The sequence below is a fragment of the Thalassospira lohafexi genome, assembly GCF_002844275.1.
Classification (GTDB): Bacteria; Pseudomonadota; Alphaproteobacteria; order Rhodospirillales; family Thalassospiraceae; genus Thalassospira; species Thalassospira lohafexi.
In genome coordinates, this window is the sequence record NZ_NXGX01000005.1 from 385,927 (window position 1) to 400,942 (window position 15,016).

The following is a 15,016-nucleotide window of genomic DNA, read 5'->3' on the forward strand; positions in this document are numbered from 1 at the left end:
GTTATTTCGCACTTCCCTGAATCTTGCTGTCGTCCATTTCGCCGGTATCAGGAATGGCTTCAGCCGCACGCAACTGGCTTTGCAATTTAAGCCCGCCGTCCGCACGCGCGGAGACCAGTGGTGCCAGCAACAGATACAAAACCGGGGTCAAAAACAGCGTAAAGACCGTGGCAAAACCAAGCCCGCCAAACACAACCCAACCAATTGCCGCCCGGGCCTCGGCCCCGGCACCCGAGCCCAGCACCAGTGGCAATCCGCCAAGAACCGTTGAAATCATTGTCATCATGATTGGCCGCAAGCGTACCATGGCCGCATCATGCACAGCATCACGGACCGATTTCCCGGAATCGCGGAGCTGATCGGCAAATTCGACGACCAGAATACCGTTTTTGGCCATCAGACCGACCAACATCACAAGCCCGATCTGGCTGTAAATATTGATTGATGTCCCACTTAAGCCCAGCGCAAAGATAGCGGCTGCCAGACCAAATGGAACTGTCAGGACAACCACCAAAGCGGACATGAAACTTTCAAACTGGGCAGCAAGCACCAGCAACACCACCAGCACGGCAATCAGGAAGGTCAGTTGTACATCATTGTTGGTTTCGCCAAGGGTCGCAGCATCGCCGGTCATCAACACCCCGATCCCGGGGGAAAGAACCTTGTCGGCGGCTGCGTTCACATCATCGACCGCCTGTTGCAAGGTATAGCCGGGCGCAAGATTGGCCGAGACCATCACAGCGCGCTGCTGACCTTCGCGTTCGAGCTCCGATGCGACCGCTTCTTCGCTTAGACTGATCACGGACGATAGCGGCAATACCCGCCCGTCCGTCCCGGTCACAAACAGATTTTCAAGATCGGACGGATCATTGATGCTGCCAAGGCTTGAACGCAGTTTCACCGGGACGTTCTGGTCATCGACATTGATTTCGGTAACTTCATATCCCTCGATCATCGTGCGCAGCGTCACATTGAGGCTTTCAACCGGAATGCCAAGGTCAAATGCCCGTTCGCGGTCGATATTGACCAGAAGCTGTGGCTGTGTGGTCTGATAGGAGATCCGTATTCCCAGCAAGTTGGGATAGTTTTCTTCGAATTCGCGCTGCATGTCGCGCGCCTGTGCGGCAAGTACGCGATAACTGGTTCCGGTCAGGGCAAATTCCAGCCCCTCGCCACTGCCGCCGCGCAGACCAAGGCTGTTCGGCTGATAGACAAAGGCCTGCACACCGGGAAGAGCGTTAAGCTGATCCTGAATGGTGGCGGTAATGTCCTGCTGACTGCGGTCGCGTTCATCCCACGGGATCAATGGCGCAATGACCAAGGCCCGATTGGGGTCCCAAAGTCCGACAATGGTGTAAATATTATAGGCATCCCCGGACTCAACGACCGGACGCAAAATACTTTCTACCGTCTCAACCTGACGGTCCATGTAATCAATGCCGACCCCATCGGGCCCGCGCAGCGACACAAGAATGCGCCCGCGATCTTCGTCGGGCAGCAATTCCTTGGTGACGCTGTTATAGACACCAAATGCCATTGTCCCGACAAGAATACAGCCGATCAGCGTGATATAGGGAAACCGCAAAACCCATTCGAGAATGCTTTTGTAAATATCGGCAAAGAAATAACCGACCTTTTCCAGCATATTGGGTTTGGCATTCGCATCCCCGTCATGCGGATCAATATGTTTCAGGCGCGACGCCAGCATCGGACACAGGGTCAGGGCGACAAAAGAAGACACCGCCACCGAAAATGCCAACACAAAACCAAATTCCCGGAACAGACTTCCGGCGGTGCTTGGCAGGAAGGAAATCGGCAGGAAAACCGAGATCAGGGTCAATGTGGTGGCAATCACCGCAAAGAAGACCTGACGTGAGCCAAGAACAGCCGCCGCCATAGATCCCAGCCCCTGATGTCGGCGGCGTTGAATGTTTTCAAGCACCACAATCGCATCATCAACAATCATGCCGGTGGCCAGAACAAGGGCCAGCAAGGTCAGGATATTGATCGAAAAGCCCATCGCCCAAATCGCCGCAACCGTGCCAATCAGCGCGATTGGAATGGTCACCGTCGGGATCAGGGTTGCGGTAAAGGAGCGCAAAAACAGATACAGCACGCCAATCACAATCACGATGGCAAGGGCGAGACTGTAGACCACCTCGCTTAAGGCACCTTCGATAAACACCGCATCATCAGAATTCACGAAGACATCAACATCATCATATTGCGCGTTCAGTTTTTCTGCTGCCTCGCGGATACCGTTTGAAATTGCGATGGTGTTTGATTGGGCCTGACGGGTGACACCCAGACCGATAACGGTGCGGCCATCAAGTCGGACATAGGAGGTCGCATCATCCGGGCCGTAATAGACATCGGCAACATCACCAAGCCGGATGCTGTCGCGGACCATCATCTGGTTCAGGCGCCCAACTTCCCAGACAGAGGCGTCGGCGCGGACAAACAGCTTTTGATCATTTGATTCAAAACTGCCCGCTGGAATATCGAACTGTGCCGTTTCCAAAACATCGGCCACGTCCTGAACCGACAGGCCATAGCTTGCCAGACGCAGCGGGTCGACCCGGACATGAAGGACACGTTCACGATCACCGTTAATCGAAATTTCGGCAACACCGGGGACGGCCAGCAAAGCAGGCTCAATCTGGTCTTCGACGATATTGGCCAGTTCTTCCTCGGTCAGACTTTTGCTGACCACGGCAAGGCGCATGATGGCACTGGCATCGGCGTCGGCCTTGACCACACGGACGTCTTCGACGTTATCAGGCAGGCTGCGCGAAGCGCGACTGACAGCTTCGCGGATGTCATTGGCCGCATCATTGACCTCAACATCGGGATAGAACCGCACACGGACGCGCGCGCTGCCTTCTTCGCTGTTGGAGCTGATTTCCTTAACACCGCTGACCCGTGATGCGGCAGCTTCGAGGATGCCGGTGACTTCCGAGTCCACCGTTTCGGGGGATGCCCCGTCATATGTGGCATAGACGGTTACAGTTGGTTGATCGACATTTGGCAATTCACGGATTTCAACGCCCAGCATGGCGGCAAGTCCGGCCAGAATGATCAACATCGCCGCGACGATGATTAAAACCGGTCGCCGGATGCTGAGCGACGCAAGATCATTATGGTTTTGATTACCGGTTTCCATCGCCATGGTCAGGAACCTTCACCAATGCCATCGCGGGTGGCAACACCCGTATCGTTGTTGTCGCGGATGACAGTCGCAACCTTGCGACCGGGACGCAGGCGAAGGACACCTTCGACAACGATCAGATCGCCTTTTTCGATATCGCCATCCACAAGAATGCGCCCACTGGTCCGTTTGACAACGCGGACGGGTACGCGCGACACCGCATCATCCTTGATCCGCCAGATGTAAGTTCCCTCGTCCCCCCAAAGGACCGAGATTTCGGGCACGGACGGGTATCTTTTGCCTTCGATATCAACATAAACCGCAAACGACATCCCGGCCAAAAGACGGCCTTTTGGGTTGGGCACGCGGGCACGGACACTAAACGTCCGGCTGACCGGGTCAATGCGGCTGCCGATGGACTCAACGGTTCCTTCGAACAGCTCGCCCGGCAGGCTCCATGTTTCAACCCGGACCTTTTGGCCCGGCCTTACATTGTCAAACCGGGTTTCGGCGACTTCGAAATCGACCAGAATGCTTTCGATGTTATCAAGGGTGACGATCACGGTTGAACTGTCAACGCGGTCGCCTGCCTCAATTTCAGAAATGCCGACGATGCCGTCAAACGGGGCCAAGATGGTGCGATCAGCCAGATTGACTTCGGCCTGATCGAGCTGAATTTTGGCTTCGGCCAATGCAGTGCGTGCCGTATCGACTTCGCTGTCGGCAACAGCCCCAAGGGGGCGGGCCTGCTCGTAACGGCCAAGAAGCTGCTTGGCGTCTTTGACCTGCACGGTGGCAAGATTGCGCGCAAGGCGTTCGCGATCCGAATCAAGGATGACCAGAACCTGATCCTTGGTCACTTTGTCACCAGCGCGAAACAGAACGTCTGACACTTCGCCCGACACCGCAGGATAGATCGTCACACCCAGTGCTGATTTGCCTGTTCCGACGGCTTCAACAACGGTTTTTTCATCCATCAGACTGGCATATTCGGCAATCACCGGCAGGCCGCGATCCCCGACGTTTTCGCGCGCCTGCGGGGCTTGTTCACCGGGGGTGACAAGCGCCACGATGTCGTCTTTGGCAAAAATATACGCAAGTGCTGCCATCGCGATGATAGCCACACCTGCGATCAGAAGCGTTGTTTTACGCGTCATCACATCCATACTTCCAAGTCGGGGCAGGTTTCACCCACCACCCTGAGAGGCCTGTTCCCGTCCGGGAAACATTTTGTATTTCAATTCTTTACCCGGCAAGGGTGATTGTTTTTTGGTGAAATACATTATGGGGCAAAAGCTACTGCAACCCGTCGGCCAGAACCACACAAAAAGTGTATCAGAAACGTCGCAGCTTGTATCAAGACACCAACAAAACCAAACGTTTCACAGCCATTCAATTTGCAAACGCAAACCGGCCTGCATACACGGTACGGTATGCAGGCCGGTTTCGTTCACAAAGAAACGATCAAATCGCCAGAAATTGTAGGGGTGTTTAAGCAGCCCCTAACATGCTCGATTGTGGAAACCGCACAAGGTTGCCCTCATCCCAGTTCTGCGTATCTGATGACGTTTGGTCCTTGTCTGATCCGTCTTCGGTCGCATCCTCGTCACTTCCGGCAGAGGCCACCGCCCGATCCAGCGATGCGGTCAGTTCCGTGACATTTCGTTCAACCTCGTCAGCACGACGGGTTAGATCGACGCTGAGTTTACGGGTCGCTTCGATGTCGTTCGAGACTTCAAAGATGGCCGAACTGACGTTATGGGCCGCATCCCCGGCAAGGGCGATCGCGCCTGTGATTTCTTCGGTTTCAAGGCGTTGTTGTTCAACATCCCCTGCGACCTCATCGGAAATCGACATCATGTCGCGCACAGTCACACCGACGTCTTCCATGGATGCCACACACCGATCGGTTACAGCGCCCATGGCATTGACGTGTTCGGTGATCTGTTCGGTGGCCTTTTCGGTTTGCCCGGCAAGGTTTTTGACCTCGGCGGCGACCACGGCGAACCCTTTGCCGGCATCACCAGCACGGGCAGCCTCAATCGTCGCATTAAGGGCCAGAAGATTGGTTTGACCGGCAATACCGCGGATCAGATCGACAATCTGTTCGATGCTGGTGGCGACTTCGCGCAGATCATCGACCGCCTTTGCCGATTGCTGGGTCGACCCAACCGCGTTCTGGGCAATACCGCGTTGACGTTCAACCCGGTTGGCGATCGAGCCGATGGCATTGGTCAGCCGCACAGCAGCATCGCCAATCGCGGTTGCATGCGACTGGCTTTGTTCGGCGGCATCGGTTGCGGTTTCGGTCTGGGTGGTGACACGTTCGGCGGCGGCTGCGACCTCGGTCACGGCTTCGCGCATGCGGGTGACCTGATGGCTGACCGATTGGACCAGACCAGTGGTTTCGCCTTCGATGGTGTTGGCCATCGCGCCGAGAGAGGATCTGCGTTTTTCTTCTTCGATGCGTTGCAGGGTAATGCGTTCTTCGGCCATGGTTTCGATCTTGAGCGCATTGTCGCGGAAGATCGAAACGGTGCGGGCCATGGCGCCAAACTCATCACGACGATTGATATCGAAAAGATCAATCTCGGTGTCATTTTCACTTAAGCGGGTCATATCGCCGTTCACACGCTTAAGCGGGCGCAGGATGCTCATGGTGATGCCAAACGCCAGTGTCAGCGCGATCAGCACGCCAATCGCCGCAACAATGATGTTGGTTAGTGCCGAATTGGTTGAGTCCGCATGGGCGGCATCGACCAGTGCGGCCTGACGGGCCATGGCTTCTTCGCGGATGTTCTGGGTGATGGCCTGTACACCGCGTACGGCCGTTTTAAAGTCATCCATTGATTGACGGAAACCGCCGATGGAGCCTTCAAGCTGATTGGCCCCTTGTTTGAGCAAATCATTGTCGCGCACAGCATAGGAGAACAGCTTTTTCTCGTTGCGCTTAAGCCCGTCAAAGGCCGATTTGATTTCTTCCTGAAGGTCGGTGAGCTCGGAGGTTTTGGCGCGTGCGGCCTCAAGGGCCTCTGGCGTGCGCACAATGGGGTATTGCAGGCTATTGACGATGGCGGCCAGATTAAACGCGCCCAGTTTATCGCCATATTTTTCAGCCATTACCGGATCGCGCTTGGCGATGAATTCTTCGAGTTTGGCGGCCGATTGCCCAAGCTGACTGGCACCCAGCAACATGGTATCGGACGCAGCCGTCAGGTTTTCAGCGCGCAAGACAAGGGGTTCAAGCGTTGCGATGTAATCAGCCGTCAGGCTTTCGAGCGCGTCGGCACGATCCCCATCCCCGGCATCACGCAGGGCATCAACCAGTGTCGCACCGCTTTGTTCGGCAGCAGCGCGGATCGTGGCGATGCCTTCACGGTCCTGAATATCCACTGTCTGGGCAAACAGCAGGACCTGATTGGACAGGCGTTCAAGTTTGAGGGCGTAGTCATTGGCAAGGCCGACAAGGTTTGTGCTTTTGGCGATGCGATCAGCATGACCGCCAAACCCCAGAAGATAGGTTGAGGACAGCGCGCTTAAGCCCACAAGCAGGACAACCAGAACAAAGAAACCGGCAAAGATGCGCGATCCGATGCGAATACGATCAAGGAACATGAGATATCCAAACAGACAGATGAAGCGTTTGGCGCGATCCTTACCCCGTGCAGCCGGGCCGTTTTGTAACACTTAGATGAAATCCGCATTCATCCAGTGCTTTTTGGTCGTGACGATGGTTTTGCAAACTCACATCAACAATAATCACCCGATAAAATGTTCAAATGAACCTTTCCTATACAGAGATAGGGGGTCTTCCTGACCATTTGGAAAAGCCATAATCACACCAACTTGCCACGACATTCCGCCCAATGGTGCGAATCGGCGATTTGGAATGCCAGATACGGATGTTGATCGCGCACGCGACATATGATGCGACAAGACAGATCAAGGGCCCTAACAGGCGACTGATTGTCGCCATGACAATATTGTCCAAGCTGGAATGTTGTTTTGGCGGTATAGTTGGCAAATGTATCAGGCTCCGCAACATGGCCGGGCAGCAGGCCGTTTATCAACGGTCGCGACGCGCCCGCGCAAAACAGCCCCCGAGACTGCCCGTCACTGGCGGGTGGCTGATGGCATTGATTTGTTTGAAGCTGATTACAAGCACTTCACCTTTCCCAAGCACAGCCATGATTACTATGCGTTTGGCACCATCCTGAACGGGGCGGAACGGTTCATGACGCGCGGGACAAACTATGTCGCATCGCGCGGGCAGCTTTTGATGATGAACCCGATGCAGGTCCATGATGGCGGCCCGGCGTCAGATGACGGTTATAACTACCAGATCATGTTTATCGCCCCGGAAATCTTTGGCAATCTGGTCAGTGAGATCTCGCCCAAGGATGTTGGTCTGCCATTTTTTGGCAATTGCGTGGCCAACGACCCGGACCTGCATTTGCAGCTTCAGGGGCTCCATCGCATGTTCCGGCCCGAATTTGAACAGACCACAAGCCTTTTGGAACGCGACAGCCAGATGCTTTATAGTGCGGCGCGCCTGGCACTGCGTCATGCGGATGCGCCCCCCTATGTCTATCACCCCGGATCAGAAGACAAACGCGTCAAGGCGGTGATTGACTATATGGCCGCCCATCTGGATGCCAACATATCGCTTGATGAACTGGCCACCTTGACCGGGCTGAGCCGGTTTCACCTGCTGCGGGTATTTCGCGCGGCCACTGGCCAGCCCCCGCATGCCTATTTCAACCACATGCGGTTGCGCCGCGCCAAACGGATGCTGTTTGACGGATCATCCATTGCCGATGCGGCAGCGGCCACCGGGTTTTCTGACCAAAGCCATTTGAACCGGCATTTCAAAGGCATGTGGGGGGTCAGTCCGGGGGCGTTTATTGCCAATCTTGATCAGACATCGTCCAAAATTCCGAAATAGCTTTCCGGTCGGCGATCGCGCAAATACGGGAATTCCTTGCGTGATTTTTCAAGTGCGTCAAAGTCGAGATCGGCAATAATCAGGCAATCCTGATCGCCCGCACGGGCCAGATCGGACCACGGCGCACAAATCACACTTTTACCGACATAATTCAGGTCACCTTCCTGATCACAGCGGTTGGCATAGGCCAGAAACAGCTGATTTTCCATCGCGCGGACCGGCACCATCATTTCAGCAATCCGGTCAAACGGCGCCATCTGGGCGGTTGGTACCAGTAAAAGATCACATTCCTTAAGTGCAATGCTGCGCACCAATTCAGGAAATTCAACGTCATAGCAGATCAGCATCGCGACCTTGATACCATTCCAGTCAATCACCAGCGGCATGTTGTTGCCCGGCGCAAAACAGGTGCGATCAAGATCACCAAACAGCTGAATTTTCCGATGGAGCAACCGCCGTTTGCCGGTTTTGTCAAACAGGGCACAGGCATTGTAATTGCGCCCATCCTCGCCCAATTCGCCAAAGCCAACCACAATCGCAATGCCAATGTCCCGGGCCATATCGGCAACCGCCGACAGGCTTTCGCCCGACAACCGTTCGGATTGCTGGATTATCCGGTCACGTCCGATGTTATAGCCGGTCAGATACATTTCCGGCGCAATGATCAGATCGGCCCCGGCATCGCGTGCCTCACGCGCACGTTGCGCAAGGCACGCAATCCGGGTCGGTTTATCAATGACTGCGTCGGAGCCTGACTGATAAACCGCGATTTTCATTGATCACGCCCTCGCCTTGCGCCGTTTGAGCGCATCGGTGACAAGGCAAAGTTCCTCAAACAGAACTTGTGCGCCGGCATGAGCAGTATTGGTGGTGGCGTCATATTGCGGGGCGACTTCGACCACGTCGGCCCCGACAAAATCAAGCCCCCGAAGACCGCGCAAAATCGCCAGTGCTTCACGTGATGTCAGACCACCGATTTCCGGCGTACCAGTCCCCGGCGCAAAGGATGGATCAAGGCAATCGACATCAAAGGACAGATAAACCGGACCATCACCGACAACTTCGCGGGCCTTGGCAATGACGGCCTCAACCCCCATTTGCGGCACTTCTTCGGCGTGGATGACGGTCATGCCGCTGTCATAGGAAAATTCCCACAGATATTCCGCGCCGCCGCGAATGCCGATCTGGATCGTGCGTTCAGGGTCGAGAACCCCGTCCATCACCGACTGGCGGAACGGGCCGCCATGATGGAATTTGGCGCCTTCGTATTCGCCGCTGGTATCGCAATGGGCATCAAGATGGATCATGCCAACCGGACGATCCTTGCCCACCGCACGCTGGATCGAATAGGTGATGGAATGATCACCACCAATGGCAATCGGGATCACACCGGCATCAACGATTTTGGTAAAGTAATCCTCGATATCCTGATGGCAGCTTTCCAGCGAAAAACGGCTGCGAAACGGAACGTCGCCGATATCGGCAACCTTGCATTGGGCGCCGGGCACCATGCGCAACACATGTTCATACGGGCCAATGCGTTCGATATTACGCACCGCACGCGGGCCAAGCCGCGCCCCTGCCCGGTTGGTCACCCCCAAATCCATCGGCACCCCGACAAGCGCAACGTCAAGACCGGCAAAGTCATTCTTGGCCGCGTCCGGCGCAAAGGGTGCATCGAGGAATGTCGGCACACCGGCAAACGGCCATTTGCGTTCGCCACTGGCGGAAAACTGGGTTTCGGCCACTTCCCTGAAGTGCGGGTCGAACATATCGCCGCCTTTGGCGTTGCCGTATTTTTCGCGCAGTTTTGCGAGTTTTTCAGTGTTGACCATGGTGGCCTCCTTGATCCGTGTCGGACGTTATTGTTTCTTGGGATGCGTGCATATTAACTGTCATCGTCATGGCGCCACGCGCCAAGCAAACGAGGCAAATCACCAAACCGGGCAATCAGGCCAAACACCACCACCGCGATGGCGACAAACAGGACGGTGACCGACGCCATGGTTGGCGTGTAGCCATACCGTAAGGAATTGAAAATCTTGATCGGCAGGGTTTCGACCGTGAAGCCGACCGCCATATAGGCAACAATGTATTCATTGAGCGACAGCACGAACGCAAACGCCATGCCCGATATGATGTACGGCAGGATCAATGGCAGGATGATGGTGCGCAAAATGGTACGGTCATCGGCCCCCATGGTTGCGGCGGCCTCGACCAGACTGTCATCGACGGCCTCAAACCCCAGCGTCAGGGTCACCAGCGGCAAGGTCACAAAGAAAATCCCGTGGCTGATCACAACCGTCCATGCCTGACCATAGGCCCCGGCCGTGGTCCAGAAACTTAAAAACCCAAGGGCAGTAATCACCGGCGGCAAGATAAAGGGCGCCAGCCCAAGAACCTGAACAATCCGGGCCCACGGGGCATGAAACCGCCACAGGAACCACGCCAGCGGAAAGGCAACCACCACCGCCAGACTGGACGCCCCAACTGCAACACCGACACTGTTGAAAAGCGCACTGCGCCAACTGTCTTCGGTAAAAATCTGCGCGTACCAGTCAAGTGAGAAGCCTTCTGGCGGGAACGACAGCGATTTGCGTTCATTGAACGAAACCCCGGCCACCACCGCCAAGGGGGCGGCCATAAACAGTGCAATCGTTCCAAGGAACAGCCGCAGGATAAAGGTGTTGATCATGCGGCGTTCTCCTTCTTGCCATAAAGAAGCGAGATCGCCACCAGCGACAGGCTGACCAGTACAAGAAACACCGCCATTGCGGCTGCAAACGGCATGTTCGACTGATAGATCGCCTGATCGGTAATCAGAACCGACAGCGTCCAGTGCGACGGTTTGCCCAACAGTTGCGGCAACAGATAACAGCCAAGTGCAAAGACAAACACCATGATCAGTGTCGAGACGATGCTGTTGCGCAAGGCTGGTACAACCACATTGAGGAAGCTGCGCACCGGCCCGGAACCCAGTGTCCGGGCGACTTCGACCAAGGATGGGTCAAGACGCGACAGGGCCGGAAACAGCACAAGAACGGTGTAGGGAAACGTTTGATACACCATGCCGGTCATGACAGCACCGAAACTGGGCGATAACGACATGGGTTTATCGAGTATCCCAACCGCAACCAACAGGTTGCTTATGCCCGCTGTGCGCGACAGAAGCGTTGACCAGCCAAAGCCGATCAGAACTTCTGAAAGCGATAAGACCGACAGCAAAAACACCAGCCAGACCACCTGAGTGCGGCGGGCCATCCGGGTCAGGATATAGGTAAACGGGAAAGCCAGCAGAACGGAAACGACCGCAACCAATGCCGCCAACCCGATCGAAAACCCAAGAATCCCGCCAAAGAACGATGTCAGGAACCGGGCATAGTTATCAAACACGAACGCCGGTTCATAAAAGGCCCCCTGAACGCGTTGGAAAAAGGACACCGCGATCATGATGCCAAACGGGATCACAAAGAAAACCATCAACATCCCGGCCGGAAAGCCGATGGAGGCGTAATCGGAAAACGTGCGCGGTTTGATTTTCATGCGTCCCCCAGCACCACACAGGCGTCTTTGGGGAAATGCACCGAAACGGCGTCACCCGCGGCAATGTCGGGACGGTCCGACGGGGTGGTTATCGCGGTGATCTGCTGACCGGCGACCGACAAATACATCTCGATACTCGCGCCGAGGTCACGGATGTAAGACACCTCACCAGCCAAACACCCCGGTGTATTGTCTCCACTGCCAGCTGTTACCCGGATATTTTCCGGTCGCACCGACACTGTCACATCCCCAGTGGCAGGTAGGTCATCGGCCAGCAATGTGCCCCCGGCCACGGCGAGTTTCCCCGAACCACTGATGCGCCCGGAGATTAAATTGGTTGAGCCGATGAAATCGGCGACGAAGGCATCCTTGGGTTTGCGATAAATTTCGACCGGCGGGGCAACCTGATGGACCTTGCCCTGAGACATGACGACGACAAGGTCGGCCATGGTCATGGCTTCGCGCTGGTCATGGGTGACAACAATGGTCGTGATACCCAGTTTTTGTTGCAGTTGCTTAAGCTCAATCTGCATGCTTTCGCGCAACTTGGCGTCAAGGGCCGAGAGCGGCTCATCCAGCAGAAACAGTTTTGGTTCCAACGCCAGAGCCCGGGCAATGGCCACCCGTTGTTTTTGTCCGCCAGAAAGTTTTGAAACCGGACGACCCGCCATATCAGGCAGTTGAACCAGATCAAGCAATCGCTTGACCGCTGCCAAGCAGTCGGCCTTGGATACCCCCCGAATGCGCAGCGGATAGACGATGTTTTCGCCAACCGTCAGATGCGGGAAAAGAGCCAGGTTCTGGAACACCATCCCGAAATCGCGTTTGTGGGTTGGAATGCGTGTTACATCATCCCCATCCAGCAAGATACGACCCGCTGTCGCGGCTTCGAGCCCGGCAATCATGCGAAGCAAAGTTGTCTTGCCACAGCCCGACGGGCCCAACAGACAAACAAACTTGCCCTGCGGGATTGTAAGGCTGGTTTCGTGAACGGCGGTGAATTCGCCGAACTTTTTAACAATGGACTCAAAGACCAGACCGGACATTGGCGATCCTGTATGTGACGAAAGACGGGGCAACTAGGAAAATGTCAGACAGCATGCCGGTGCAAGACCATGCACAGTGCAACAGGTGACATGCTGCCTGACAAAATCAGCGATACGTGCGCGAAACCTGTGTCAGGTTCAGCTTACGATCAGTTCGGTCCATTTCTGCGACAGCCAGTCAGCGCGCTGCTGATACATGTCGTACCGCGGAATGATCGGTTCGATTTCCGAGGAAACAGATGCGAATTCAGCATCGGTAAGGCTGGTTTTCGCCCGCGCCACGGTTGGAGAGGTCCCGACCTTGCGTGACAGAAGTGTTTGAATTTCTGGCTGGCTCATGAAGTCGATAAAGACATGTGCCAAATCAAGCTTTTCGGATGCCTTGGAAACGGCCCAACTACCGGAATCGTTGATGCCACCTTCTTTGGGGAAGGTCGAACGCACCGGATACCCATCCGCCGCGGCAAGACCGGCAACATCGTGGTAATACTGACCCATCGGGATTTCACCCGATTTAAGTGCCTGTTCAAACTGGGCTTCGTCCCGGTACCAGAGTTGGACGTTGTCCTTGAGCTCGGCCAGCTTGTCCATGACCTTCATGATACCTTCTTCGGTGTCGAGGATTTCCTGACCCCCGAAATAGGTCTTGGCCGTCACATCAAGCAGGAAGGAATTTGTCACCAGTGCGAGCAATCCAAGCTGTCCGGCGCGGTCGGGCTTCCACAGCTCTTCCCAGCTGGATGGTGCCTGTGCAATCACATCGGAGTTGGAAACAAGGGTGATGTACCAGGTTACCGCACCAACGCCACAAACGCTGCCATCGTCATATTTATTAATGAAGGACGGCATGACGTTTTCGATATTCGGCATTTTTGCCGGATCAAGTTTTGCCCAGATGCCTGCGGCCGAACCACGCAGCATACTAACTTGCGAAATCATCGACACATCGGCAGGAGCCTGACCTGCACGGGCCGCCTGTTCGAGCTGAACCAACCATGCCTCACCTGTCGGTTGGGCAATTGATTCAACCGAAATACCGGTCGCCTTGGTGAATTCCGGGAAGATGTGTTTATCGAAACTGTCTTTGAAATAGCCGCCATACGCACCGATTTTCAGGCTTTTTTCCTGTGCGCGCACGACGCCGGGGAAACCGGCAATACCCGCCATCGCCACTGCAGAACCGCCTGCAATCCCGGCTAAAACAGAACGGCGACTGATGCCCTTTTTGATGTCGTCCATGTGATCCACCTCTGATACTTTGAACGCTGTTTGGGCGTCCGTTTTTGATTTTTTCCCGTCGTCGTTTTCCAGTGCGGCGACGTCGTATCAGCAGCAGATCAAATTGCGGCGGATTGAAAAATCACGTATTGCTGAAACTTACTTTGGGAATCTTCAAAGTAATGCACAGGGAGCACCCATCACATGGCAATGGACCAAACCGATCTGAAGCTGCTTCGGATCTTCCTGACGATTGTCGAAGTGGGGGGATTTGCCGCCGCACAAAGTGAACTCAACCTGTCGCTTTCAACGATTTCAAGTTATGTCACCACCCTTGAAACCCGGCTTGGCTTCACGCTTTGCAAACGCGGGCGCAGCGGGTTTTCGCTAACCCGTGAAGGACAAATTGTCTTTGAGGAAGCCCACCGGCTTTTCAAATCCGTGTCGCAATATGAAACCAAGATGCGGTCACTGCGCGACAAACTCAACGGCACATTGACCATTGGCCTGACCGACAACACCATCACCGATCCCGGTGCGCGCAAGATTGAAAAAACCATTGCGCGTTTTGTAAAGCAGGCCCCGGATGTGACGTTGAATGTTGTGACCTATCCGCCCAATGATTTGTTGCGTGAAATTGTCACCGGGGCGGTTCAGGTGGGCATTTGTGCGTTTCCGAAAACCGTACTGGGGTTAAGTTACGTTTCACTCTATCCAGAAATGCACCGATTTTATTGCAGTTCCGACCATCCGCTATTTAACCAATCCGATGACGGAATTGATATCGACGAAGTAAGACGATATCGCATTGTCGGGCGTAAATTCTGGCTTGGCCGGGACCTTAAGGATTTTGCCATCGCCAAGCCGCATGCGATGGTTTCCGACATGGAGGCCGAAGCACGCCTGATCCTGTCAGGTGCATTTTTGGGATATCTGCCCGAACATTATGCCAAACAGTTCGTTGAGGCAGGCCGCATGCGCCCGATCCGCCCGGATCAGTTTTATGTTGAGGCAACCTTTCAGGCCAGCTTTGATGACAGCAAGCAACTTGATCCGGTGGCCGAGCTGTTCCTTGATATCCTGATTGATGATTTTGGCGCCAAACGCGATTGAGCA

11 protein-coding genes are annotated in these 15,016 nt (G+C 55.0%); 2 read left to right on the top strand and 9 right to left on the bottom strand.

Annotated features, from left to right (window positions below; genetic code table 11):
- Position 1: 1 nt before the first annotated feature.
- The 3 genes from COO92_RS14280 to COO92_RS14290 all read right to left on the bottom strand — a co-directional run bounded on the left by COO92_RS14280 (position 2) and on the right by COO92_RS14290 (position 6,835).
- Positions 2–3,169, bottom strand: coding sequence for an efflux RND transporter permease subunit (locus COO92_RS14280; protein WP_240626444.1), 3,168 nt, complete (start codon positions 3,167–3,169; stop codon positions 2–4).
- A 2-nt stretch (positions 3,170–3,171) separates the two neighbouring features.
- Positions 3,172–4,305: an efflux RND transporter periplasmic adaptor subunit gene (locus COO92_RS14285; protein WP_101303366.1), complete on the bottom strand. Its 1,134-nt coding sequence runs from the start codon at positions 4,303–4,305 to the stop codon at positions 3,172–3,174.
- A gap of 334 nt (positions 4,306–4,639) precedes the next feature.
- Positions 4,640–6,835 (bottom strand): methyl-accepting chemotaxis protein, encoded by a 2,196-nt coding sequence (locus tag COO92_RS14290; RefSeq protein ID WP_240626445.1) that lies wholly within the window; start codon positions 6,833–6,835, stop codon positions 4,640–4,642.
- A 337-nt stretch (positions 6,836–7,172) separates the two neighbouring features.
- Here COO92_RS14290 and COO92_RS14295 point away from each other — a divergent pair, with 337 nt between their 5' ends.
- Positions 7,173–8,093: an AraC family transcriptional regulator gene (locus COO92_RS14295; protein ID WP_101303155.1), complete on the top strand. Its 921-nt coding sequence runs from the start codon at positions 7,173–7,175 to the stop codon at positions 8,091–8,093.
- On the opposite strand, the gene COO92_RS14300 is transcribed toward COO92_RS14295, so the two are convergent.
- The 6 genes from COO92_RS14300 to COO92_RS14325 form a co-directional block, all read right to left on the bottom strand.
- Positions 8,066–8,869, bottom strand: coding sequence for a carbon-nitrogen hydrolase family protein (locus COO92_RS14300; RefSeq protein ID WP_101303157.1), 804 nt, complete (start codon positions 8,867–8,869; stop codon positions 8,066–8,068). The two genes, COO92_RS14295 and COO92_RS14300, sit on opposite strands and share 28 nt — an antisense overlap.
- A 3-nt stretch (positions 8,870–8,872) precedes the next feature.
- On the bottom strand, positions 8,873–9,928 hold the full coding sequence (gene speB, locus COO92_RS14305; RefSeq protein WP_101303159.1) for an agmatinase: 1,056 nt from the start codon (positions 9,926–9,928) through the stop codon (positions 8,873–8,875).
- Positions 9,929–9,981: 53 nt separating this feature from the next.
- Positions 9,982–10,788 (bottom strand): ABC transporter permease, encoded by an 807-nt coding sequence (locus COO92_RS14310; RefSeq protein ID WP_101303160.1) that lies wholly within the window; start codon positions 10,786–10,788, stop codon positions 9,982–9,984.
- Complete coding sequence (locus COO92_RS14315) at positions 10,785–11,636, bottom strand: ABC transporter permease (RefSeq protein ID WP_101303162.1); 852 nt, start codon at positions 11,634–11,636, stop codon at positions 10,785–10,787. Before COO92_RS14315 ends, COO92_RS14310 begins: the two co-directional genes overlap by 4 nt.
- Positions 11,633–12,682, bottom strand: coding sequence for an ABC transporter ATP-binding protein (locus COO92_RS14320; RefSeq protein WP_101303164.1), 1,050 nt, complete (start codon positions 12,680–12,682; stop codon positions 11,633–11,635). The genes COO92_RS14315 and COO92_RS14320 overlap by 4 nt, the downstream gene beginning before the upstream one ends.
- A gap of 138 nt (positions 12,683–12,820) precedes the next feature.
- Positions 12,821–13,921 carry an ABC transporter substrate-binding protein gene (locus COO92_RS14325; protein WP_101303166.1) on the bottom strand — a complete coding sequence of 367 codons (1,101 nt, stop codon included), beginning with the start codon at positions 13,919–13,921 and terminating at the stop codon, positions 12,821–12,823.
- Positions 13,922–14,104: 183 nt separating this feature from the next.
- On the opposite strand from COO92_RS14325, the gene COO92_RS14335 reads away from it, so the two are divergent.
- On the top strand, positions 14,105–15,013 hold the full coding sequence (locus COO92_RS14335; RefSeq protein WP_101303170.1) for a LysR family transcriptional regulator: 909 nt from the start codon (positions 14,105–14,107) through the stop codon (positions 15,011–15,013).
- Positions 15,014–15,016: the final 3 nt, after the last annotated feature.